Source organism: Serratia sp. CY81684 (assembly GCF_052166595.1).
Lineage (GTDB): Bacteria > Pseudomonadota > Gammaproteobacteria > Enterobacterales > Enterobacteriaceae > Serratia > Serratia nematodiphila.
Genome location: NZ_JBJNOO010000003.1, coordinates 200,080 through 221,844 on the forward strand (window position 1 = coordinate 200,080; position 21,765 = coordinate 221,844).

14 protein-coding genes are annotated in these 21,765 nt (G+C 60.7%); 5 read left to right on the plus strand and 9 right to left on the minus strand.

All coding sequences use genetic code 11. The features are described 5' to 3' along the window. Window positions 1-41: 41 nt before the first annotated feature. Entirely contained in the window at window positions 42-1,394 is a 1,353-nt protein-coding gene (gene yegD, locus ACJ8QF_RS08790) for a molecular chaperone (protein ID WP_033632391.1), read from the minus strand. A gap of 164 nt (window positions 1,395-1,558) precedes the next feature. On the opposite strand from yegD, the gene alkA reads away from it, so the two are divergent. Continuing rightward, window positions 1,559-3,049, plus strand: a complete 1,491-nt coding sequence (alkA, locus tag ACJ8QF_RS08795) for a DNA-3-methyladenine glycosylase 2 (protein WP_033645943.1) — start codon at window positions 1,559-1,561, stop codon at window positions 3,047-3,049. 8 nt (window positions 3,050-3,057) lie between these two features. On the opposite strand, the gene ACJ8QF_RS08800 is transcribed toward alkA, so the two are convergent. The 6 genes from ACJ8QF_RS08800 to ppk1 form a co-directional block, all read right to left on the minus strand. Beyond that, the gene (locus ACJ8QF_RS08800) at window positions 3,058-3,411 is read right to left on the minus strand and encodes a DNA-binding protein (RefSeq protein WP_004941591.1); all 354 of its coding nucleotides are present in this window, start codon (window positions 3,409-3,411) and stop codon (window positions 3,058-3,060) included. A gap of 195 nt (window positions 3,412-3,606) precedes the next feature. Continuing rightward, entirely contained in the window at window positions 3,607-6,936 is a 3,330-nt protein-coding gene (locus ACJ8QF_RS08805; protein ID WP_442537457.1) for a diguanylate cyclase, read from the minus strand. A 185-nt stretch (window positions 6,937-7,121) separates the two neighbouring features. Then, window positions 7,122-8,555: a magnesium transporter gene (mgtE, locus tag ACJ8QF_RS08810; RefSeq protein ID WP_015378729.1), complete on the minus strand. Its 1,434-nt coding sequence runs from the start codon at window positions 8,553-8,555 to the stop codon at window positions 7,122-7,124. A 103-nt stretch (window positions 8,556-8,658) separates the two neighbouring features. Continuing rightward, window positions 8,659-8,841, minus strand: coding sequence for a YfgG family protein (locus ACJ8QF_RS08815; protein WP_004941600.1), 183 nt, complete (start codon window positions 8,839-8,841; stop codon window positions 8,659-8,661). Window positions 8,842-9,020: 179 nt separating this feature from the next. After that, a complete protein-coding gene (ppx, locus tag ACJ8QF_RS08820; RefSeq protein ID WP_004941603.1) occupies window positions 9,021-10,571 on the minus strand; it encodes an exopolyphosphatase in 1,551 nt (516 codons plus the stop codon). 10 nt (window positions 10,572-10,581) lie between these two features. After that, complete coding sequence (ppk1, locus tag ACJ8QF_RS08825) at window positions 10,582-12,645, minus strand: polyphosphate kinase 1 (protein ID WP_004941606.1); 2,064 nt, start codon at window positions 12,643-12,645, stop codon at window positions 10,582-10,584. Between the two features lie 396 nt (window positions 12,646-13,041). On the opposite strand from ppk1, the gene ACJ8QF_RS08830 reads away from it, so the two are divergent. From ACJ8QF_RS08830 to pstB, 3 genes are read left to right on the plus strand one after another with little or no spacing between them, the layout of a single operon-like run. Then, the gene (locus ACJ8QF_RS08830; protein WP_442537458.1) at window positions 13,042-15,213 is read left to right on the plus strand and encodes an ABC transporter permease subunit; all 2,172 of its coding nucleotides are present in this window, start codon (window positions 13,042-13,044) and stop codon (window positions 15,211-15,213) included. Continuing rightward, window positions 15,210-16,859, plus strand: coding sequence for a phosphate ABC transporter permease PstA (pstA, locus tag ACJ8QF_RS08835; protein WP_442537459.1), 1,650 nt, complete (start codon window positions 15,210-15,212; stop codon window positions 16,857-16,859). The genes ACJ8QF_RS08830 and pstA overlap by 4 nt, the downstream gene beginning before the upstream one ends. Window positions 16,860-16,887: 28 nt before the next feature. Then, window positions 16,888-17,700, plus strand: a complete 813-nt coding sequence (pstB, locus tag ACJ8QF_RS08840) for a phosphate ABC transporter ATP-binding protein PstB (protein ID WP_004941613.1) — start codon at window positions 16,888-16,890, stop codon at window positions 17,698-17,700. A 64-nt stretch (window positions 17,701-17,764) separates the two neighbouring features. Here pstB and ACJ8QF_RS08845 read toward each other — a convergent pair whose 3' ends face one another. Together ACJ8QF_RS08845 and ACJ8QF_RS08850 are read right to left on the minus strand one after the other, a co-directional pair. Further along, window positions 17,765-18,256, minus strand: coding sequence for a TIR domain-containing protein (locus ACJ8QF_RS08845; RefSeq protein WP_004941616.1), 492 nt, complete (start codon window positions 18,254-18,256; stop codon window positions 17,765-17,767). Further along, a complete protein-coding gene (locus ACJ8QF_RS08850; protein WP_442537460.1) occupies window positions 18,253-19,707 on the minus strand; it encodes an SIR2 family protein in 1,455 nt (484 codons plus the stop codon). The genes ACJ8QF_RS08845 and ACJ8QF_RS08850 overlap by 4 nt, the downstream gene beginning before the upstream one ends. 371 nt (window positions 19,708-20,078) lie before the next feature. On the opposite strand from ACJ8QF_RS08850, the gene ACJ8QF_RS08855 reads away from it, so the two are divergent. Next, entirely contained in the window at window positions 20,079-21,746 is a 1,668-nt protein-coding gene (locus ACJ8QF_RS08855; RefSeq protein WP_442537461.1) for a ShlB/FhaC/HecB family hemolysin secretion/activation protein, read from the plus strand. Window positions 21,747-21,765 lie beyond the last annotated feature (19 nt).

A 21,765-nucleotide genomic window follows, 5' to 3' on the forward strand; every position in this document is an offset into this window, starting at 1 on the left:
CTCCAATAAACAAAGGCGCGGCGAGCCGCGCCTTTGGGCTGTCAACGGAACAGCGTTTGCGCCCAGCGCGCCAGCCCGGCGGTGACCGAACCGAAGTCGTTGCCACCGACGATCGGAATGCCCGGCAGTTGCTGTTGCAGCGCGGCGCGCAGCAGCGGCGAACGCGCGCTGCCGCCGGTCAGGTAGATCACCTGCGGCGCGGTCTGGCTGCTGGCCAGCGCGGCGCTGACCTGCTCCTGAATGCGCATCAATGGCTGCGAGATGGCGTCGGCGAGCTGATCCTGGCTGATGCTCTCCGCCAGATCGGCCTGCACGAAATTGAGCGGTGCGCTGATGGCCGTTTGGCCGGACAGGGCTATCTTACTCTCTTCGGCCGCCCGCACCAGTCGGTAGCTCAGGCGCTGCTGGTACACTTTCAGCAGGCGTTTCACCTTTTCCGGCTCCGCCGCGTCGAGGATCAGATCGCGCAGCACGCGGCCGTTGGCGGCGCTGTAGAAATCGTTTTGCGCTGGCACGTCGTTGGTCGCCACCGCGTTCCAGTAAGGCAGCGCCGGCAGGGCGATGCCCTTCGCGGTTTCGCCGCCGAGGCCGAACAGCGGCATCAGCTGTTTGAAGGCCAGCATGATGTCCAGATCGTTACCGCCGACCCGGCAGCCGCTGTGGCCCAGCAGGCTCTGCTGGCGATCGGCGCGGTCGCGCCACTGCGGCCCCATCAGCAGCACCGAGCAGTCGGTGGTGCCGCCGCCGATGTCCACCACCAGCACGGTTTGCTCTTCGCTCAGCGTCGCCTCGAAGTCCAGCCCCGCCGCCACCGGCTCGAACTGGAATTCAATGTCCTTGAAACCGGCGCGTTCGGCGGCGCGCTGCAAAATGCCCTGCGCCTGCCGGTTGGCTTCGTCGCCGCCGATGCCCTGGAAGTTGATCGGCCGGCCGATCACCGCCTGATCGATGCCGGTCTGCAGCACATTTTCCGCCTGGCGTTTGATGTGGAACATCATGGCGCACACCAGGTCTTCGAACAGCGCGATCTGCTGCGGCTTCAGGCCGTTGGCGCCGAGGAAGGATTTCGGCGAGCGCACGAAGTACACCTCTTCCGGATCTTCCATGTAGTGCGCCAGCGCCTGCAGGCCGAACAGCACGCTGTCGCCGTTGACCGGAATGTCTTCTTCGCGGTTGTAACTGATGGCGCGGCGCAGCAACTGCTGGTTTTCTTCGCTGCCGGTTGGGATCTGCCAATGGCGGTGCAGGCATTCGCTCACCGCTTCGCGGGTCGGCGCGCACAGCATCGAAGGTAGATAGGGCGCGTTGTTTTCCAGCGTCAACAGCTCGGGGCCGTGGTCGCGCATCACTGCAACGGAACAGTTGGCGGTCCCGTAATCGAATCCAATAAACATCTCTTTTTTGTCCCCATGCCAATGAAGGGGGGCGACTTTACCCGAGACGGGGCCGGCGGGCAATGCGCCAATGCGCGAGTGTCGAAAAATTTAGCGGGCGCGGCTGCGGCGTGCTTAACTTAATGTCCGAATTCCGCACGTCAGCACGCCAGCCGAGCCCCATAATGCAGAAAAAACCGACCCCGAGCGTTGCCATGAATACTCAACAGCAAGCGTTGTACGACGCGCTGCGCGCGCGTGACCGCAAATTCGACGGACGCTTTTTCGTCGGCGTCTCTTCAACCGGTATCTATTGCCGCCCGGTGTGCAGCGCCCGCACGCCGAAGCTGGAAAACTGCACCTTCTATCCGAGCGCGGCGGCGGCAGAGTTGGCGGGATTTCGCCCCTGCCTCAAATGCCGGCCGGAACTGGCGCCCGGCCTGGCGCTGATCGATCTGGGCAACCGCTATGCGCAGGTGGCAGTGCAGCTCATCGAGCAGGGGTATCTGTCTGAACACAGCTGCGAAGCGCTGGCGGCGCGGCTGGGCATTTCCGATCGCCATCTGCGGCGCATCTTCGCCGAACAGTTTGGCGCCTCACCGATCGATTACGCGCAGTCGCACCGGCTGCTGCAGGCCAAACGCCTGCTGGCGGATACCGATCTGCCGCTCAGCGAGGTGGCGTTCGCCGCCGGATTCGGCAGCCTGCGGCGTTTCAACGAGCTGTTCAAGGCGCGCTACCGCCTGATCCCGTCAGCGCTGCGCAGCGGCGGCGCGCGCGGTGAACGGGCCGCCGCCAGCGGGCTGGTGTTTCACCTGGGCTATCGGCCGCCCTATGACTGGGAGCGCATGCTGAATTTCTTGCAGGCGCGCGCCGTGCAGGGCGTGGAGCGGGTCGACGGACGCCGCTACCTGCGCTCGATCGCCGTCAGCCTGGGCGGCACGGAACACCGCGGCTGGGTCAGCGTGCAGCCGGAAGAGGCGCGCAATCGGGTTCGGGTAGAGATCGCGCCTGCGCTCAGTCTGGTGACGACGGAGGTGTTGCGCCGGGTGCGCCTGCTGTTTGATCTGGATGCCGCGCCGGATCGCATCAATGAGGCGCTGGGCTCGCTGGCGGCCGATGCGCCGGGGCTGCGCCTGCCGGGCTGCGTGAACAGTTTCGAGCAGGCGGCGCGGGCGGTGCTGGGCCAGTTGGTCAGCGTAAAAATGGCGGCGACCTTCGCCGGGCGGATGGCTGAACGCTGGGGGGAAGCCCTGGCGACGCCGCATGAGGGCATCACCCATGTCTTCCCCACCGCAGAACGGGTGGCGCAGCTGCAGCCCGAAGAACTGCGCCCGCTCGGGGTGCAGCTGAAGCGCGCGGCGGCGCTGATCGAGATCGCCCGCGCGCTGGGCGAAGGGCGGCTGCAGCTCGATAACGTGCTGGATATCGAACAGGGCATCAAGGCGCTGACCGCGCTGCCGGGCATCGGCAGCTGGACCGCCAGCTATATCGCGATGCGCGCCTGGTCGTGGCCGGACGTGTTCCTGGCCGGTGATTACCTGATCAAACAGCGTTTTCCCGGCATGACGCCGCGCCAGATAGAACGCTACGCTGAACGTTGGCGCCCGTGGCGTTCTTACGCCACGCTGCATCTGTGGCACAACGACGGCTGGGCGCCGGAAGGGGAGAGTTGAACGCAGAGCTAGCGAGGGGTGTCGATCAGCTGCAGCAGGCGGCTCATGCCCTCGCGCATCAGGAACGCCAGCAGCTTTTCCCGCTCGGCCGGCGTCAGGTGGTAGTAATACTCGATCCAGACCCGTATCGGATCCTGGCGTTTGACGTCGTAATCCGGATGGTCGGTTTCGCGCAACGCCGACAGGCTGCGCGCGCCGAACGGCAGACTGTCGATATGGTATTCCAGCGCTTTGCCCTGTACGCCGCTGCGGCGGCGGCTGACCCAGCCTTCACGCCGGGCCATCAAATTGACCCCTTGCGGAGTTGAAGGCAACCCCGCCTTACCCATCAGTTCCCTGGCGGAAAACCATTTCTTTTCCATAGTCCCTTATCCCTGAGCCATCACATGCCGAGGAAAATCAACGGATACGCTGATAGTCGCATGGGCGCTTCATCTTACTTAATCGTTTAAGCTTCAGGTGTTATTTATATCACTAATCTTGTCTTGGTTAATATCATGTAACGAACGAGATGCGAGGCGCCGCCCGGGAGACGGCGCCTGAGAGGGGGGAGAAGGTTAACGGATGCCGAAATAGCCGTCGCTGAGCAACACCGCCAGCGGCTGCTCCAGCGCCACCTGGTCGCCGTCCGCCAGATCGACGCCGATGTCGCGCAGCGCCTGCAGCGTCACCGGCTGGTGAGCCGGCCCGGCGAAGGTCTGCGCTTTAATGCGATGCGCCGCGCCGTTGAGCATCGAGACCATCAGCTCGTCCATCTGGTTGCAGTGCACGTTGGTGATAAAGCGCTCATCGATGCGAATGATGTCGATCTTCTGATCGCTGAGTTCATCGAACGCATTGATGTTATGTCCGAAGCCGTTGACGATCAGCCGGCAGCCCTGCTGCTGCAGTTCGCGGAGAAATGCCCGACACTGCGCAGCGTGCTCCAGTATCGCGGCCTCATCGACGCTGAACAGCAGCGCCTGCGGCGGCAGCGAGGAAGCGCGCACCGTTTCCGTCAGGTAGCGCTGGAAGTCGGCACTCAGCAGGCTGTCGATGGCCAGCGGCAGCGCGAGCGACAGCCCTTTGCGTTTGATGTCGTCGGCATATTTCACCAGCAGTTGCGCCGCCGTCCAGCGGTCGATGTCCGGCATCAGGCCGTACAGCTGCGCGGCGGCGATGAACGCCTCGTGCGACAGCGGGCGCTCGTCCGGCGCCATCACCTGCAGCTTCACCTGGTGAAACGCGGCCGACAGCGGCGTCGCCGGCGGCGCGACCGCGTGAGTCAGCAGCCGCAGTTGCCCCTCGCTGATGATCGTCTGCACTTCCTGCTGGCTCAGTACCTCGTGCTGCCGCTCCAGCAGCTGTTTCTGCCGCGTTTCGTACAGATAAACCTGGCCGCGCCCCTGGTGCTTGGCGGTATAGCAGGCGATATCGGCCTGCGCCAACAGTTCGCTGCTTTTGGCGTCGGCGCTGATGCGCGTGATGCCGGCGCTGGCGCCGACGCGGTAAATCTTCCCTTCCCAGTAGAACGGGTGCTGGCTGATTTGGTTGACCACCTGCTGCATCAGCGATTTGGCCTGCTCCAGCCGGCAGTCGTACAGGATCAGACCGAACTCGTCGCCGCCCAAACGCGCCAGGCAGTCGCTGCCGCGCAGCTGATGCCGCATCAGCTGGGCGATATCCCGCAGCAGGGCATCGCCCGCCGCATGGCCGGCGGTGTCGTTCACCGCCTTGAACCGATCCAGATCGAGGAACACCAGCGAATGCGGCGGCGACGGTTCCCCACCGGCGACGATCGCCGCTTTCAGCTGTTTCTCGAAGCGGGTGCGGTTCGGCAGGCCGGTCAGCGCGTCGTGCGAGGCGCTGTAGCTGAGCTTTTTCATCAGCTCGCGCGAAGCGGTGACGTCCTGCAGCACCATCACCGCGCCCATGGTTTCCCCGTCGAGGGTTTTCAGCGGTGAGACCGACTGCTGTACGTCGAAATAACGCCCGTCGCGGCTGTGCAGCACCAGCGCATAATCCGCCGGCCATTGCCGTGGGTATTGCGTGAGGTTTTCGATTTCCGGGCCGTCTTTGCCGTTGGTCAGGCGCACCACGCCGGCGACGGGCATACCGATCGCCAGGTCGAGCGGCCAGCCGCACATCTGTTCCGCCACCGGATTCATAAAGGTGATGCGCAGGTGGCTGTCGGTGGAGATCACCCCTTCGCCGATGGCGTCGAGGGTGATGTGCAGGCGCTCTTTCTCTTCGTGCAGCGCCTCGGCGAGACTCTTGAGTTCGGTCATGTCGATATTGGTGCCGATCAGGCGCAGCGGCCGGCCCTGATCGTCGAGGATCACGTTGCCCTGGCCGCGAATATGGCGCAGTTTGCCGCTGCGCGTGATGATGCGAAACTCCATGACGAACGGCCGCGGCTGCGCCAGGATCTCGGCCAGCTCGCGATCGGTGCGCTCGCGATCTTCCGGCACCAGCAGGGTGCGCCACAGCGCCAGCGTCGGTGCTTGGTCAGGGCTGAGATCGTAAAGTTCGAACATGCGCTGATCCCAGGTGAAGTTTTCCTGGCTCATCACCCATTCCCAGATGCCGACGCCGCCCACCTGGTTGGCCAGCGTGATGCGCTCCACCAACCGGTTGTTCTCCGCCTCGCTGCGCTTAAGGTCGCTGATGTCCTCCACCTGAGAGATGAAGTACAACGGCCGGCCTTCGCCGTCGCGCACCAGCGAGACCGCCAGCAGCGCCCAGACCGTCTGGCCGTCGCTGCGGATATAACGCTTCTCCATGGTGTAGCTGCTGATATGGCCGTCGAGCAGTTCGTGCAGTTGGGTCAGGTCGGCGTTCAGATCGTCCGGGTGGGTGATCTCTTGAAAGGTCAGGCGATAAAGTCTTTCGGGCGGATAGCCGAGCAGCTTGCACAGCGCCTGGTTAACCTGCAGCCATTTGCCCTCCGGCGACACCAGCGCCATGCCGATGGCGGAATACTCCAGCGCGCTGCGAAAGCGGCTTTCGCTCTCGACGATATGTTGCTTTTCCACCCGGAAGGTGTGCATCACCATCGCCATGGCGTGCGCCGGGATCAGGATCAGCAACATCGGCAGATAGAGGCCGAGTTCGCCCAGGAAAGTGTGCCGGGAAGACGTAAGGCGCAGCAGGCCCAGCGACAGCAGGACGGTGATCAGCAGGAGAGTGCAGAAACAGACGGTGAAGGTTTCGAAGCGTGACAGCGCGATAGCCGCCCACAGCAGCGGCAGGATGACGAAGGTAAAGGGGAAGGGCAGATGCGTCAGCGCCAGATAGCTGAAGGCCAGCGAGCCCATCAGGGTCAACAGCAGCGGATACGGATTCAGCCCGGCCAACAGACGGCGGTGATAGGTGAGCCCGAGCGGCGCCAGCGACAGCACCCCTATCGCCTCAGAGATGAACCAGGTGCCGAACGATTGCCAAAACGTTTGGTCCGGCGAGGGGGTCAGTCCGGCGGCCAGTAGCGCGCTGAACAACGGGGTAAAGATCACCGCGCAGACCACGAAGCGCAGCCAACAGCCCAGATCGCTCAGCGGATCGATCGCCGGCAGCGTGCGGCGCAGCAGCAGAGCGCACACTGCCGCTTCCAGCAGGTTGATGGCGGCCAGCTTGACCGGAATGGCGCTGAAGCCGAACAGCAGGAAGCTGGCGAGTACGATGCCTGTGCCGCTGGCCAGCAGCGGCAAACCCCAATGACGCGGAGGATGGCGATACAGCACGGCGATCGCGGCGGCGGTCGGGAACCACAGCGGCGTGAAGTGATGAGCCTCACTGGATAACGACAGGCTCAGCAAGGCGAGCAAAAATGTCGCCAGCGCCACGAACAGAGAATGTGTCAGCATAACGCCTTTGTGTGTGCCGAACGCGTTCGGCGCGCTGATATCCATAGACATCCTTACCGATGACCTCTGCCTGTGATTGGATTCATGACGTGGATGAATCAAGATGATTTATTGAAAAAGGGTAGTACAGCGCGGGAGGAAAACCTATCGGGAGGGCCGACTTTACTGCGTTAGCGCAAACCCGGCGACAGAATGACGAAAAAGCCGGCGCGGGGCCGGCTTTGAGCGTCTTACAGCAGGAACAGGGTGGCGAGGCCGAGGAAGATGAAAAAGCCGCCGGTATCGGTCAGCGCGGTGATGAGCACGCTGGAGCCGACCGCCGGATCGCGGCCCAGTTTGAGCATGGTCATCGGGATCACCACGCCCATCAGCGCCGCCAGCAGCAGGTTGAGCAGCATCGCCAGCGTCATCACGCCGCCCATCGCCGCGTCGCCGTACAGCAGCCAGGTGATCACGCCCATGATGCCGCCCCACACCACGCCGTTGATGATGGCGACGCCCAGCTCTCTGAGCATCAGGCGCGAGATGTTGCCGACTTCGATCTGGTGCAGCGCCAGCGCGCGCACGATCATGGTGATGGTCTGGTTGCCGGTGTTGCCGCCGATGCCGGCGACGATCGGCATCAGCGCCGCCAGCGCCACCAGCTGGGAAATGGTGTGCTCGAACAGGCCGATCACCCGCGAGGCGACAAACGCGGTGCAGAGGTTGATCGCCAGCCAGGCCCAGCGGGTTTTAACCGCCTTGCTGACCGGGGCGAACACGTCTTCTTCCGGGCTCAAACCGCCCATGCGGCGCAGGTTGGTGTCGCTCTCTTCGTTGACGGCGTCGACGATCTCTTCGATGGTCAGGCGGCCCATCAGTTTGCCCTTGGCGTCAACCACCGGGGCGCTGATCAGGTCGTAACGTTCGAATGCGCCGGCCGCTTCATCGGCCTTGTCCTCAGGCTGAAAGGTGGCGGGATCGCTGTCCATCACTTCGCGTACCGGGATCTCCGGGTCGTTCAGCAGCACCGCGGTGAGCGGCAGTTCGCCCAGCAGGGTGTTTTTGCGATCGGTGACGAACAGTTTATCGGTGGCGTCGGGAATGGTTTTGCGCATGCGCAAAAAACGGTGCACCGCGCCGAGCGTGACGTCCGGCCGTACCGTCACCAGTTCGAAATCCATCATCCAGCCGACGCTGTCTTTGGCGTACTGGCTCATCTCGCGCACCTGGGCGCGCTGCTCCGGCTCCAGCGAGGTCAGCAACCGGCCCATCAGGTTACGCGGCAGGTATTGCGCCAGATAGGCCTGTTCGTCCACGTCCAGCGTTTTGATCGCTTTGAGCAGGTCTTTATCGCTCATTTCTTCGATCAGGCTGTCCCAGACCGGTTCGGCGACTTCCACCAGCGTCTGGCCGCGCTTGCTGTTGCCCACCAGCCGCCACAGCGCCATACGTTCGTCCTGCGGCAGCGCCTCCAGCAGGTCCGCCAGGTCGGCGGCGTGCATGTCGTCCAGCAGGCCGGTGATTTCCGCCGTCTGGTTCAGCAGTTCGCTTTGGCTGAGGGCGTGTTCATCCCCTGGCCGGCCGAGAATGCCGTCGACCAATTCCTTATTGTTCAACAGCAGAGTGAGAATGCGCTGGCGGTGTTCAGCGACTTTTTTGACGTTATGGGTTGCGGCTGACATGGTGTTCCTTAACGGGCGCTCGACGTTCCTGACGCAGGCTCATTAAAAGATAGAGCATAGCGAGTGCCGGAGTCATTTTTATGAAACGGACGGGGCGCGGCGGTTATTCAGAGGAGGCGTCCTGTTGCGGCGCGCTGACTTCGGCGGCGTTTTGCGCAGCGGCCTGCTTTTTTTCCTGATGATGAGGCACCGCCACCACGGCGGCGTACAGCAGTCGGCCGACTAAAATGATAAAGCTGATAAACAACACTATCTTCGTCATCTGTCCGGTGGTTTTCTTGCGCATATATCACCCGGTATGCCGGTGTCCTGTGTTATTCGCTCGAGAATTTGTAACCGGATTTTAGGCGCTGATGACAAAAGTTGTCCATTTTTTTCCGGCGCGCGGCGCGGCGTATTAGGGTTTCGTTTAGGTTGACGGGGCGGGGCGGAAAGAAAACCCCCTGGCTGGCAGGGGGCGGGGGATCAGGCGGAGCGCTGTTCGTCTTGCGAGCCTTCTTCGTCGATCAGCAGCTTCCAGCCGACGACGTCGTTCCAGTAGGCCTGCTCGCGCTCGAAGTCCAGCTGCACCAGGTTGTTTTGCGCCAGGTAGCCGGCCGGGAAGCGCAGCGTCCAGTGGTTGTCGTCGGTGGTCAGGCGCAGCGTTTCCGGCGTGGTGGTCGACTGGCGCTGGTTGTTGAGCAGGGTGCTCAGACGCAGCAGCTGGATCAGCGGCAGGTAGTGTTTCTTTTTGAACAGGTTGAGGCGCGGCAGCTCTTCCAGCTTGATCGCCTTGCGGTGGAAACGCACCAGCGCCGCCAACAGCAGCTGCTGTTCCTGGTTGAAGCCAGGCAGGTTGGAGTTTTGCAGAATGTAGGCCGAATGGCGATGCATGCCGCTGTGGTTGATGCTCAGCCCCACTTCGTGCAGCATGGCGGCCCATTTCAGCAGGGCTTCCAATTGCGGATGCACCAGCTTGGTGTTTTGCGCCATCCACTGCGAATAGAGCAGTTCGGTGGTTTCCAGCACCCGCTTGGCCTGTTCGCGGTCGATGTTGTAGTGATCGGCCAGGCTTTTGGCGGTGCGGCTGCGGATGTCCTGGTGGCGGAAACGGCCTTCCATTTCATACAGCACGCCTTCACGCAGCGCGCCGTCGGACAGGCGCAGATCGCGGATCGCCAGCGCGTCGAACACGCCGCACAGGATAGCCAGCCCCGGCACGAACACCGATTGGCGATCTTCCGACAGCCCCGGCAGGCTCAGTGAGCCGAAGCTTTTGAACTGCAGCACCTGTTCGGCGAGCATTTCCAGGCGTTCGAGGGTGATCAGACCGTCTTTTTCGCCCATCGCCACCAGCACTTCGTGGGCGGCCTTGATGGTGCCCGAGGCGCCCAGCGCATACTGCCAGCCCTGAATGCGGTACTGCCAGGCCAGCGTTTCCAGCTTCTGCGCCGCCGCCAGCCGCGCGCGGCGGAAGTTGTTTTTGCTGATCTCGCCGCCGGGGAAGAACAGCTGGGCGAAGCTGACGCAGCCCATGCGGCGGCTTTCCGCCAGCAGCGGCTCGAAGTCTTCGCCGATCACCAGCTCGGTGGAGCCGCCGCCGATGTCGATCACCAGCTTGCGGCCTTTCTCCGGTTGAGTGTGCTCCACGCCCATGAAGATCAGGCGCGCTTCTTCCTGGCCGGCGATGATTTCGATCGGGTAGGGGATCACTTTGGCGGCGCGCTTGAGGAACACTTCAGCGTTCACCGCCTGGCGCAGGGTATGGGTCCCGACGATGGTGACGTTATCCGCCGGGAAGCCCTGCAGCCGTTCGGCAAACAGCGCCAGGCAGGCCAGGCCGCGTTCTATCGCCTCTTCACTGAGTACGTTGTTGCTGTCCAATCCGTCGGCGAGGTGCACCCGCTGTTTTAAACGGCCCAATACCTGTAAGGCGCCGTTGACGACGCGGGCGATCACCATGTGGAAACTGTTCGACCCGAGGTCGATGGCGGCGATTTCCTGCGGTTTGTTCGTTGCAGTGTTTTTTAGCGGCATAGTTGCTGGCCTACTGTCCTGGTTGTTCCAGAGCTTTTAAATACTCGTAAATAGCCACCTGGGCGCGCACTTTGCGGCGGTTGCCGCGCGGCACGTACTGGTTGCTCAGTTCTTTATCCACATAACGGGCCTTGACCGTATCGCTGAACAGGATCTCCAGAATGTCCAGAACGCGCTGTTTCAGCGCCGGATCCAGCAGCGATACCGCCACTTCGATACGGTAATCTATGTTGCGGGTCATCCAGTCGGCGGAGGACAGATACACCCGTTTGTCACCTTTGTTGTCGAAAACGTAAACCCGATCGTGTTCCAAAAAGCGATCGACGATGCTGATCACCTGAATATTGTCGCTGATCCCCGGCAGGTTGGGAATCAGGGAACACATGCCCCGCACCAGCAGACGGATCTTCACGCCGGCGCCGGACGCGGTATATAACCGATCTACCAGCCCTTTATCCACCAGATTATTTATTTTCAACATAATGCCGGCCTGTTCCCCGGCCTGGGCGTTGGCGATTTCGTTGTCGATCAGCTCATACAACTTCAGGCGCGAGTTCTGCGGCGACACCATCAGGTTATCGAAGGTGACCGGGCGGTAGGGGTTCTCGATAAAGTTGAATACCCGGCGTACCTCGTTGGTGATGCGCGAGTCGGCGGTCAACAGCGAATAGTCGGTGTAGATGCGCGCGGTTTTTTCGTTAAAGTTGCCGGTACCGATATGAGCATAGCGCACAATTTCATCGCCTTCACGGCGTGAAATCAGGAACAGTTTGGCATGGATTTTCAGCCCCGGCGCCGAGAAGATCACGTGCACGCCGGCCTCGGTCAGGCGCTTCGCCCAGTGGATGTTGGCCTCTTCGTCAAAGCGCGCCTGCAGCTCGACCACCACCGTGACTTTTTTGCCATTGTGCGCGGCGTGGATCATCGATTCGATGATGCGCGAGTCTTTCGCCACCCGGTAGATGTTGATTTTGATCGCCAACACGCTCGGATCGAACGACGCCTGGCGCAGCAGCTCCAGCACGTGTTCAAAGGTGTGGTACGGGTAGTAGAGCAGCACGTCTTTTTCGCGAATGGCGTCGAAGCCGTTGCGGAAACCGTCGAACCAGATGTGGCGCAGGCGCGGCAGCGGCTTGTTGACCAGATTGGCCTTGCCGACGTTCGGGAAGCTGATGAAGTCTTTAAAGTTGTGATAGCGGCCGCCGGCGATCACCGAATCGTAGTTGGAGATGCCCAGCTTGCCGCGCAGCAGCTCCACCATCTCGTTCGGCATGTCGCGCTGATAAACGAAGCGCACCGGCTCGGCGGTGAGGCGCTGTTTCAGGCTGGAGGACATCAGTTCCAGCAGGCTGGATTCCATTTCGGTGACCAGATCGTATTCGGCGTCACGGGTCATCTTCATCGAATAGGCGTTGAGCGCGTCGTAGTCGAAGAAGCCCTTGAAGATATCGTCCAGGCAGTAACGCAGGATGTTGTCGAGCAGGATCATCGGCTTACGGCGGCGCGGCGCTTCCGGCGGCAGATTGACGAAGCGCGGCACCTTGTCGGACGGGATTTCCAGCAGCGCATAGTCGATGCGCGCGCCGCGGATGATCTCCACCGCCAGATAGGTGTAATCGTCTTTCAGGAACTGCACCAGGTTGGTGTCGTGGTTGATCAGGATCGGCGTGATGTGCTGGCGCAGGTGCTGTTTGAAATATTGCCGCAGCCAGATTTGCTGGTTCTCGGACACCTGGCGTTCGTTGATCAGGAAGATCTGGTTGCGCGCCATTTCCAGCAGCAGATCGTTGTACAGACCGTCGAACTCCTGATCGGTTTTCAGCACCTTGGCCTGGATCTTTTTCAGCAGATGGCGTGAGGAACCGGCGGAACCTTGCTCTTCGCTGATCAGGATGCGCCGTTTGAGATCGGCGAAGCGGACTTTATAGAACTCGTCGAGGTTGTTGGAGTAAATGCCCAGAAAACGCATACGTTCAATCAGGGGATTGCTCTTATCTGCGGCTTCCTGCAACACGCGCTCATTAAAGGATAACCAGCTTAGTTCTTTTTCGATGTAGAGCTTTTCCTGACCCATTGCCACTCCAGTTCAAATTTAGAATAGGATCCGGGACGCAGCGCCCGGATGCCGCTCTAGTGTCCTTCATCATTATTGCGAGAGATTGACAGGAAAGTCCAACATATCCATTGCGTTGGCGCGCGGCGTTTTTCGGCGGCAATAAATTTTCCCCGCGGCGGGATGCCCGGCAGTGAAACGATCAGCATGAAATGACGGTTAGCAGGCTTATTCTTGGCGTTATAAAGCGTGTTTATGGTCATTTTTCAGCAATATATCAAATTCATATTGTCTGATGGCAGTGTAAAAAACCTGAGTTATGGCGGGTAACTTTGTCATGCAAACGTCATAAAACTGACATAAGATGCCCGGTTATCTTACGGCGCAAGCCCGATTACATCAGCGACAGCGAGACACATGACACAGACGACGGCCAATCAACATCCCCGAGATCGCATGCGCGGGCGCATCGACCGCGGCGTGCAGGCGGCAGTGACCGCCAGCGGGCTGATGGTGCTGATGACGTTGATGCTGATCTTCGTTTATCTGCTGTTTGCGGTGCTGCCGTTGTTCAAACCCGCCTCGCTCGGCCAGGTGCAGCCGCTGCCGTTCACGGTATCGGCCCCGGCGCTGGCGCTGGGCATGGACGTGCAGCAGCGCGTCGGTTATCGCATCGACGCGCAGGGCGCGGGGCAATTTTATCGTCTGACGCCAGCGCCGAGCGGCCAGGCCCAGACGCCGCTGGCGCAGCAGATGCTGTTGGCCAAACCGACGCTGCTCGCGCAGGCCGCCGGCGAGCGCGATCTGTTTGCGCTGGCGCAGGCCGACGGCCGGTTGGTGGTGGCGCGCGCGGATTTCGCCACGGCGGAAAACGGCCGGCCGCAGTGGCAGTTCCCGCTCGGGCAGCAGCCATTGGCGCTGGATCCACAGCGCAAGCCGCTGAAGCTGCTGTCGCTGGCGGATGCGCATCGCGGGCAGTATCTGCTGGCCGGAGTGACCGACGATCGGCGGCTGGTGTTCGGCCGCTTCAGCCCCGACCGGCCGCCGCAGTTCAGCGAGCGGCTGCTGGATCACGACGGGGAGCAGCTGGTGCTGACGCCGGATGGCCGCCAGCTTTATCTGCTGACCGGCAACCGGCTGGCGCGTTATCAGATCGACGGCGCACAGCTGCAGCTGCGTGAAACGCGTACCCTTGGCGAACATGCCCCGTATCAGATGACGGCGCTGCCCGGCGGCAGCGCGCTGCTGATCAAGGGCGCCGACGGCAATCTGCGCGAGTGGTTCGAGGTGGAAAAAGATCGGCGCTGGCGCCTGACGCCGGTGCAGCATTTCGACCACGGCGCCGACGGGCAGGAGCTGACGGCGGCTGAGCCTTACCGCCGGGTGTTCGCCACCCTGCGGCCCGATGGCGGCTTCTCGCTGTTCTCCGCCATTCAACCGCAGCCGCTGCTGAATACCCGTTTGGGCGCCGAGGTGCGGCAGATGGCGTTCGCGCCGCGCGGCGATGGCCTGCTGCTGGAGAGCGCGCAGGGCTGGCAGCGCTATGCGCTCGACAACCCGTATCCGGACGTCACCTGGCGTTCGTTGTGGGGCAAGGTGTGGTATGAGAACTACCCGCAGCCGGCCTATGTCTGGCAGTCCACCTCCGGCGAAGACAGTTACCAACCCAAATTCAGCCTGATGCCGGTGATCTTCGGCACCTTTAAGGCGGCGGCTTACGCGATGCTGTTCGCCATCCCGCTGGCCTTGGCCGGCGCCATCTATACCGCTTACTTTATGACGCCGGGGCTGCGGCGGGTGATCAAACCGGCTATCGAAGTGATGGGCGCGCTGCCGACGGTGGTGATCGGGCTGGTGGCCGGCATCTGGCTGGCGCCGATCATCGAGCAGTATCTGTTGGCGGTGCTGGCGTTGCCGCTGCTGCTGGCGGCGGCGGTGCTGCTGTGCGGCGCGTTGACCCATCGCCTGATGCCGCGCTGCCGGCCGGGCGTCGATCTGCTGTTGCTGCTGCCGCTGTTGGCGTTGACGGTGTGGCTGGCGCTCAACCTGGGGCCGCGGCTGGAGGTGGCGTTGTTCGGTGAGCCGCTGCATTTCTGGCTGGGGGATAATTATGACCAGCGCAATGCGCTGGTGGTAGGTGTAGCGATGGGCTTCGCGCTGGTGCCGATCATCTTCTCGCTGGCGGAGGACGCACTGTTCAGCGTGCCGGCGACCCTGAGCCAGGGTTCTTTGGCGCTGGGCGCTACCCAGTGGCAGACGGTGATCAAGGTGGTGCTGCCATCCGCCAGCGCCGGCATTTTCTCCGCGCTGATGATCGGCTTTGGCCGTGCGGTGGGGGAAACCATGATCGTGCTGATGGCCACCGGCAACACGCCGATTATCGACGGCAGCCTGTTCCAGGGGCTGCGCGCGCTGGCGGCCAACATCGCCATTGAAATGCCGGAGGCGGTCTCCGGCAGCAGCCATTACCGCGTGCTGTTCCTGACCGCGCTGGTGCTGTTTGTCTTCACCTTCGTGTTCAACACGCTGGCGGAGGCGGTGCGCCTGCGGCTGCGCAAGCGCTACACGCCGAATCAGGAGGCGCCATGAAGAACTGGGTGAAGAGCGGGTCGCCGTGGATATGGCTGACCGCCGGTTCGGTGGCCGTCAGCCTGCTGGCGCTGATCGGCATTCTGTTGCTGCTGGCCGGACAGGGGATGCGCTATTTCTGGCCGAGCCCGGTTTATCAGTTCGAACTGAATCAGAACGGCGCCGGACCGGTGACGGTGATTGGCGAGTTGTATCAGCAGCAAAGCATTCCTCGCCGCCAGCTGACTGACGCGGGCATAACGCCGCCGGGCGAGGCGCAGAGCGTCGAACGCTTTCTGATTAAGGTCGGCAACCGCGAGCGCGAGGGGCAGGATTTCCGCACCTTGCTGGCCAGTGATATCCGCAGCCAAAGCACGCCGCGCAGCCTGTTGGTGCTGGAACGCGACAGCCACGGCACCGCCTACGGCTATCTGGCGGGGCTGCTGGAAGACGGGCAACCGCTGACCGGTCGCCATCTGGGGCAGGCGTTGCAGCAGCGCCTGCCGCAAATAGCCGCGCTCTCGCGCCAGGCGCACGACATTCAATTCCGCGACATGGCGCGCATCAATCAGCAGTTTGACGCGCTGCGGCTGCGGGAAAAACGCCTGCAGCGCGACGATAAGCTGGACGCTCGCGCACAGGACGCCATCAAGGCCGAACGGCTGGAGCTGCAGCGGCAGTATCAGCTGTTGTCCGAACGTCTGGCGGGGCTGAACCGCGATCGCCAGCGTGACGCGTTGCTGCTGCGCGACATGCACGGGCAGACGTTGACCATTCCGCTCAGCCAGGTGCGCGATGCCTGGTACCCGAACGCCATGAACACCACCGAGAAGCTGGCACACTGGGGCGAGCAGGTGAAGAAGTTCCTCACCGACAGCCCGCGCGAGGCGAATACCGAAGGCGGGGTGTTCCCGGCCATTTTCGGCACGGTGTTGATGGTGATCCTGATGTCGATCGTGGTGATGCCGTTTGGCGTGATCGCGGCGGTATATCTGCACGAGTATGCCGGCAACAATCTGCTGACGCGGGTGATCCGCATCGCGGTGGTCAACCTGGCCGGGGTGCCTTCGATCGTCTACGGCGTCTTTGGCCTCGGCTTCTTTGTTTACATGATTGGCGGCACGCTCGATCAGCTGTTCTATCCTGAATCCTTGCCCAACCCGACCTTCGGCACGCCCGGCGTGCTGTGGGCGGCGCTGACGCTGGCGCTGCTGACGCTGCCGGTGGTGATCGTCGCCACCGAGGAAGGACTGTCGCGCATTCCCGCCTCGCTGCGGCAGGGCTCGATGGCGCTGGGCGCCAGCCGGGCCGAGACGCTGTGGCGCATCGTGCTGCCGATGGCGGCGCCGGCGATGATGACCGGCCTGATCCTGGCGGTGGCGCGCGCCGCCGGGGAGACCGCGCCGCTGATGTTGGTGGGGGTCGTGAAATCGGTGCCGGTGCTGCCGGTAGACGAGATTTTCCCGTATCTGCACCTGGAGCGGCAGTTCATGCATTTGAGCTTCCAGATCTACGATATGGCATTCCAGAGCCCGAGCGTAGAGGCGGCGCGGCCGCTGGTGTTCGCCACCGCCTTCCTGCTGGTGACGATCGTGGTGAGTTTGAATCTGGCGGCGATGGGTATCCGCCATTCGTTGAGGGAGCGGTACCGAGCATGGTCGCAGTAACAATGACGCTATTTTTGGGGAGTGCGTAATGGGTTTGATGACGCCAGGCAGTTTGCCCCGGCTGGATGTCCAGCATCTCGACGATGAACAGACCGCGCTGGCGGTCAACGGCCTGAACCTGTTTTATGGCGACAAACAGGTGCTGCACGATATTTCGCTGCGTATCCCGAAGCACCGGGTGACGGCTTTGATCGGCCCCTCGGGCTGCGGTAAATCGACGCTGCTGCGCTGTTTCAACCGCATGAATGATCTGGTGGACAACTGCCGCATCGAGGGCGAACTGCAGCTGAACGGCGCGGCGATCTCCGGCGCGCAGATCGACGTGGCGGCGCTGCGGCGGCGGGTGGGCATGGTGTTCCAGCGGCCGAACCCGTTCCCAAAATCGATCTATGAAAACGTGGTGTACGGCCTGCGGCTGCAGGGCGTGCGCGACCGGCGTTTGCTGGATGAGGCGGTGGAGCGTTCGCTGCGCGCCGCCGCGCTGTGGCATGAGGTGAAGGACCGACTGCGCGAAAACGCGTTCCGCTTGTCCAGCGGCCAGCAGCAGCGCCTGGTGATCGCGCGCGCCATCGCCATCGAGCCGGAGGTGTTGCTGCTCGACGAGCCGACCTCGGCGCTGGATCCGATCTCCACGCTGACCATCGAAGAGCTGATTTCCGCACTCAAGCAGCGCTATAGCGTGGTGCTGGTGACGCACAACATGCAGCAGGCGGCGCGCGTCTCCGACTACACCGCCTTTATTCATCAGGGGCGGCTGGTGGAATACAACGATACCGACGCGATTTTTACCTCGCCGCGCCAGCGCCGCACCGAAGACTATATTACCGGGCGGTATGGGTGAGGCGTTTGGGCTATAAACAAACGAAGGGCTGCATAACCATGCAGCCTTTCGTCTATCAGGGGCATCAGTAATTTTCGCGGATGCGGATCGCTTCTTCTACCCACTCAGCCAGATTTTCTTTGATGTGGTTATAGACATTGGTGCTGGTCAGGTAAGGCGGATCATAGGCTTTGGCGATAGCGGAGAGTTTTGTTTCACCCAGCTTGATGTGATCCAACGGGTTTTTACCTTTCGTGGTTTGGTCGCCGGCGCTGTCTTTCAAATTGTGGATATACACCACCAGTACGCCCATGCCTTTTTTCCAGGCCTCGCATATTTCGAAATTAATCCATTTGCGATTAGCGGTATCTTTACCGGCGAGAATCACGGCGCAACTGCGGTTGTCCAACTGGCCCTTGATCCAAGCGGCGATGGCGGCGTCACCGCCTTTTTTCACTTCCTCCCAATCGTTATCCGTGGCCGGCCGGTTACCGTCCAGCGCGCCCATTTCGCGTACCTGAGAGGCGCGCCAGTTGTCCGGCTCATAATGGAAACTGTAAAAGCATTTTCTGGTCATCGGGGGTTATCCTTAGCAATGATATCGATTAGTGCCAACAGGCATTTTTTCTTCTCCGCCAGGCTGCCCGGTTCGTTAAGCTGATCCAGCAGGTTCATGGCGGCGGGGTGGCGGTGGTAGAGGGTTTCTTTCATTTCCTCCTTGATTTTCCGGTAGATCTCGGCGGATGCGCTGCCGGTACAACCGATAGGAATACAGACGCAACCTTGTTCCGTGGCGATTTGGAACTCTTGCAATAAACCGTCGGCCAGCACGTATTCGCCCTCGGCGTTGCGTTTGTTGCCGAACAAAAAGATTGCGATGCCGCTGAGCGAAATCATGTTCTGGCGGTATTCCCGCCAAAGCTCTGGCAACGCTATGCCCCCGCTGGCGAATTGGGGGAACGGACGCAGCACCAGTTGGCTTTCGCTGATTTTCCCTTGGCTGTCGTAAATGGCTTCCAGTGCGCCGTTGATCACCGCCGTGCCTACGCCCCAGCCGAAGCCGTTGACGATGCGGTGCTGTTTGCGGATAAGCAGGCGCGCCAGACGATGTATGAACTGGATGGACTCTTCACGGGCATAAGGATGGTAGTTGTCGGCGCTGCCGGAGATAAACACCGTGCTTTTCTTGAACTGCGTTTCGATGGCATACAGCAGGTCGGTGATTTGCCGATAGTCATCCACCAGCAGCGTTTGAATGCCGTAACGGCGCAGATCGTTGATCATCAAGCTTTGTTTACGGCTGTTGTAGTCACAGGACGCCTGATCTTCACTGCCGCTGTCGCCGAGCTGAACGCGCCGCATAATGCAGTAGTGATTTCTTTTCCCTTCGGCATACTGTGCATAGAGGCGGCTCAACACATACTGCAGATTGGGATCTTCGAAGCTGAAACCGATAAACAGAAACGTTTTAGCGGTCAGTTCCGCCATCAGCATGTTGATAAAGGGAAGGTGTGTTCGGGAGTAAGTTTCGTATTGTTCGCGGGTGATAATCGCCTGGTTGGGATTTCTATAGTCACCATGCATTTTATATAAAACAACATCACGTTTGTGAATGTTATTGGTCAGGCTTTCCGGTGTGGTTTTAACGTCGCATACGCGATTATAACGGGCATAGGTTTTTTCAATCAGGTCGTCGTAGTTGGTGGTCCAAAGTGACGCTATCGGTAATCTGGCGATAATCCGGTGGTTTTCTGTTTCTTCCGCCTGTTCAGCGAACTCTGTAATGATTTTTTGATTTATCTTATGTCTGTTGCCTTTTTCATTGAGGTGATATTGCGCCAGGGAAATAAGATCGCTCTCTTTTTCGATATCCAGCTCCAGTTCATAAGCGATATCGCCGATAAGCTCTTTCCAGCTGACGAAACCGGCGGGGATGGACAGCCCGGCGCCGGCAAACAGCGCAGCGCTGCCAGCCTTAATATCATTAACGTAATCACGAATAAACAGTTCTATATCACGGTTAAACATGAGGTTATTCCCGATATTGTTTTTCTTTATTGGTTAACTAATAACTATGTTTTTTATGAATTAATTATGCGAATAGAACTACCAAGATAAAAGGGGGAATTAACTTTGTAAACTCTGCTTGTTTGTTTTTGTCGATATTGAGCATGTTATTTTTATATTGAATTTATTTGTTTTTATTATTCTTTTTTTTAATTTTAATATTAATTAAATGCACTCTGGGTAATAAGACGCAGTGGTTGTGGCATATCCGTATATTTTTCCCGCATTGTGATTTTGATCAAACAAAAATAATTCTCATTATCATTGATTGGCGGCATAAAATGTATATACTTCGCTAAGGTGTGTAAGTTAACGTAAATGGATGTATTTAAATGTGTACATGGAAGCCGAGGATTTGGCCTGTGCTTTTGGCGTTTTGCAGCTCTGCGTGGTGCGCGGAAATCACCAGCCCTGCCGATCGCGACAGCATTACCCAACAGCAGAAAACGTTGCTGGAACAGGCTCAGCAACAGCGCGAGGCGCTGCAGAATAACGTTGAATTACCGGCGTTACCGCTGCCTGTGCCGGCCGCCGCAGGGGCGGTTTGCCAGCCGGTGCGGCAGATTGTTTTTGAGGGCGCCGAGCATCTTTCCTGGTCGGTGAAAGAAAGCCTGGCGCGCCCGTATCAGGGGCGCTGTCTGACGCTGGAGCACATTAACCGCCTGGTGCGCGAAACCACCAATGCTTATTTGCAGCGCGGCTATGTCACCTCACAGGCCTGGCTAAAGGAGCAGGATATCTCCCGCGGCGTGTTGACCGTCAGCGCCAGCGAAGGGCGGATCGAGTCCATCACGCAAAACGGTGAGCAGACGCCGGCGTTGAAGATGGCGTTCCCCGGTCTGGTTGGTGGCGTATTGAATCTGCGCGATATCGAGCAGGGCATGGAGCAGCTCAACCGCCTGCCGTCGCAACAGGTGACTATCGATATCCAACCTGGTGAGCAACCCGGCTTTTCCAACGTGGTTTTGCTGCGTGGCGCCACGCGCGCGCCGGTTTCTTTTTCTTTCGGCGCGGATAACAGCGGCCAGAAAAGCACCGGCACCGGGCAGATGAACGCCGCCTTCACGCTGGATAATCCGCTGCGTCTCGCCGATCAATGGTCGCTTTCCGCAGCGCGCAATAACGATTTCAGCCCGCATCATCGCAGCCGCAGCCTGAACGGCAGCGTCACCTTACCCTATGGCTATTGGCTGTTCAGCTACCAGTATGCCTGGAACGATTTTTTCCAGCAGGTGCCGTTCAGCGGCGCCGCTTACCGCTATCAGGGCAATAACCAGACCCAGCGTTTGGGCGCCAACCGCACGTTGCTGCGGGATGGCAAACGTAAGCTGGCCGTCGATATCGGGCTGGCGCGGCGCACCACGGAAAATAAGCTGGCGGGGGAACGGTTGGGCGTCAGCAGCCCAACGCTCAGCATCGTCAGCCTGGGCCTCAATTACAGTGCGGTCGCGGGCGGCGGCTATATGACGCTGAACCCGACGGTAAGCCGCGGGCTGCGCATGCTGGGCGCCACCGCCGACGATCCTGAGCGCAACGGGGCGCCGCGCAGCGAGTTCCGTAAGCTTGGTCTCAGCACCAGCTATTTCTATCCGCTCGCACCCTCCCTCTACTACCTGACCTCGGCTTACGGGCAAACCAGCGCAGACAACCTGTATGCCGGCGAGCGCATTTCCATCGGCGGGCAATACTCGGTGCGCGGCTTTAAAGAGCAGTACCTGACTGGCAATCGCGGCGCCTACTGGCGCAATGAACTCAACTGGCAATGGCAGACCTTGCCGGGACTGGGGGAACTTTCTTTGACCGGCGCGTTAGACGCCGGCTGGCTGCAGGGGCGCGCCGGGCAGATAGACGGCGGCAACGTCACCGGTGTAGCGCTGGGTGCCACGTTAAGCGGCCGCTGGTTCAATCAGGCGGTCACCGTCGGTAAACCGCTGACGCACCCAGACAGCCTGCAACCGGATCGTTGGGTGGCCTACTGGCAAGCCACCGTCACGTTATAACGCCAGCACACAGCAGGAA

Coding starts and splice junctions, on each gene's coding strand:
- ACJ8QF_RS08800 (WP_004941591.1), bottom strand. CDS start 3,411: ATGGAAAAGAAATGGTTTTCCGCCAGGGAACTGATGGGTAAGGCGGGG.
- alkA (WP_033645943.1), top strand. CDS start 1,559: ATGCAGAAAAAACCGACCCCGAGCGTTGCCATGAATACTCAACAGCAA.
- mgtE (WP_015378729.1), bottom strand. CDS start 8,555: ATGTCAGCCGCAACCCATAACGTCAAAAAAGTCGCTGAACACCGCCAG.
- pstB (WP_004941613.1), top strand. CDS start 16,888: ATGGGTTTGATGACGCCAGGCAGTTTGCCCCGGCTGGATGTCCAGCAT.
- ACJ8QF_RS08850 (WP_442537460.1), bottom strand. CDS start 19,707: ATGTTTAACCGTGATATAGAACTGTTTATTCGTGATTACGTTAATGAT.
- ACJ8QF_RS08815 (WP_004941600.1), bottom strand. CDS start 8,841: ATGCGCAAGAAAACCACCGGACAGATGACGAAGATAGTGTTGTTTATC.
- yegD (WP_033632391.1), bottom strand. CDS start 1,394: ATGTTTATTGGATTCGATTACGGGACCGCCAACTGTTCCGTTGCAGTG.
- pstA (WP_442537459.1), top strand. CDS start 15,210: ATGAAGAACTGGGTGAAGAGCGGGTCGCCGTGGATATGGCTGACCGCC.
- ppk1 (WP_004941606.1), bottom strand. CDS start 12,645: ATGGGTCAGGAAAAGCTCTACATCGAAAAAGAACTAAGCTGGTTATCC.
- ppx (WP_004941603.1), bottom strand. CDS start 10,571: ATGCCGCTAAAAAACACTGCAACGAACAAACCGCAGGAAATCGCCGCC.
- ACJ8QF_RS08830 (WP_442537458.1), top strand. CDS start 13,042: ATGACACAGACGACGGCCAATCAACATCCCCGAGATCGCATGCGCGGG.
- ACJ8QF_RS08805 (WP_442537457.1), bottom strand. CDS start 6,936: ATGGATATCAGCGCGCCGAACGCGTTCGGCACACACAAAGGCGTTATG.
- ACJ8QF_RS08855 (WP_442537461.1), top strand. CDS start 20,079: ATGTGTACATGGAAGCCGAGGATTTGGCCTGTGCTTTTGGCGTTTTGC.
- ACJ8QF_RS08845 (WP_004941616.1), bottom strand. CDS start 18,256: ATGACCAGAAAATGCTTTTACAGTTTCCATTATGAGCCGGACAACTGG.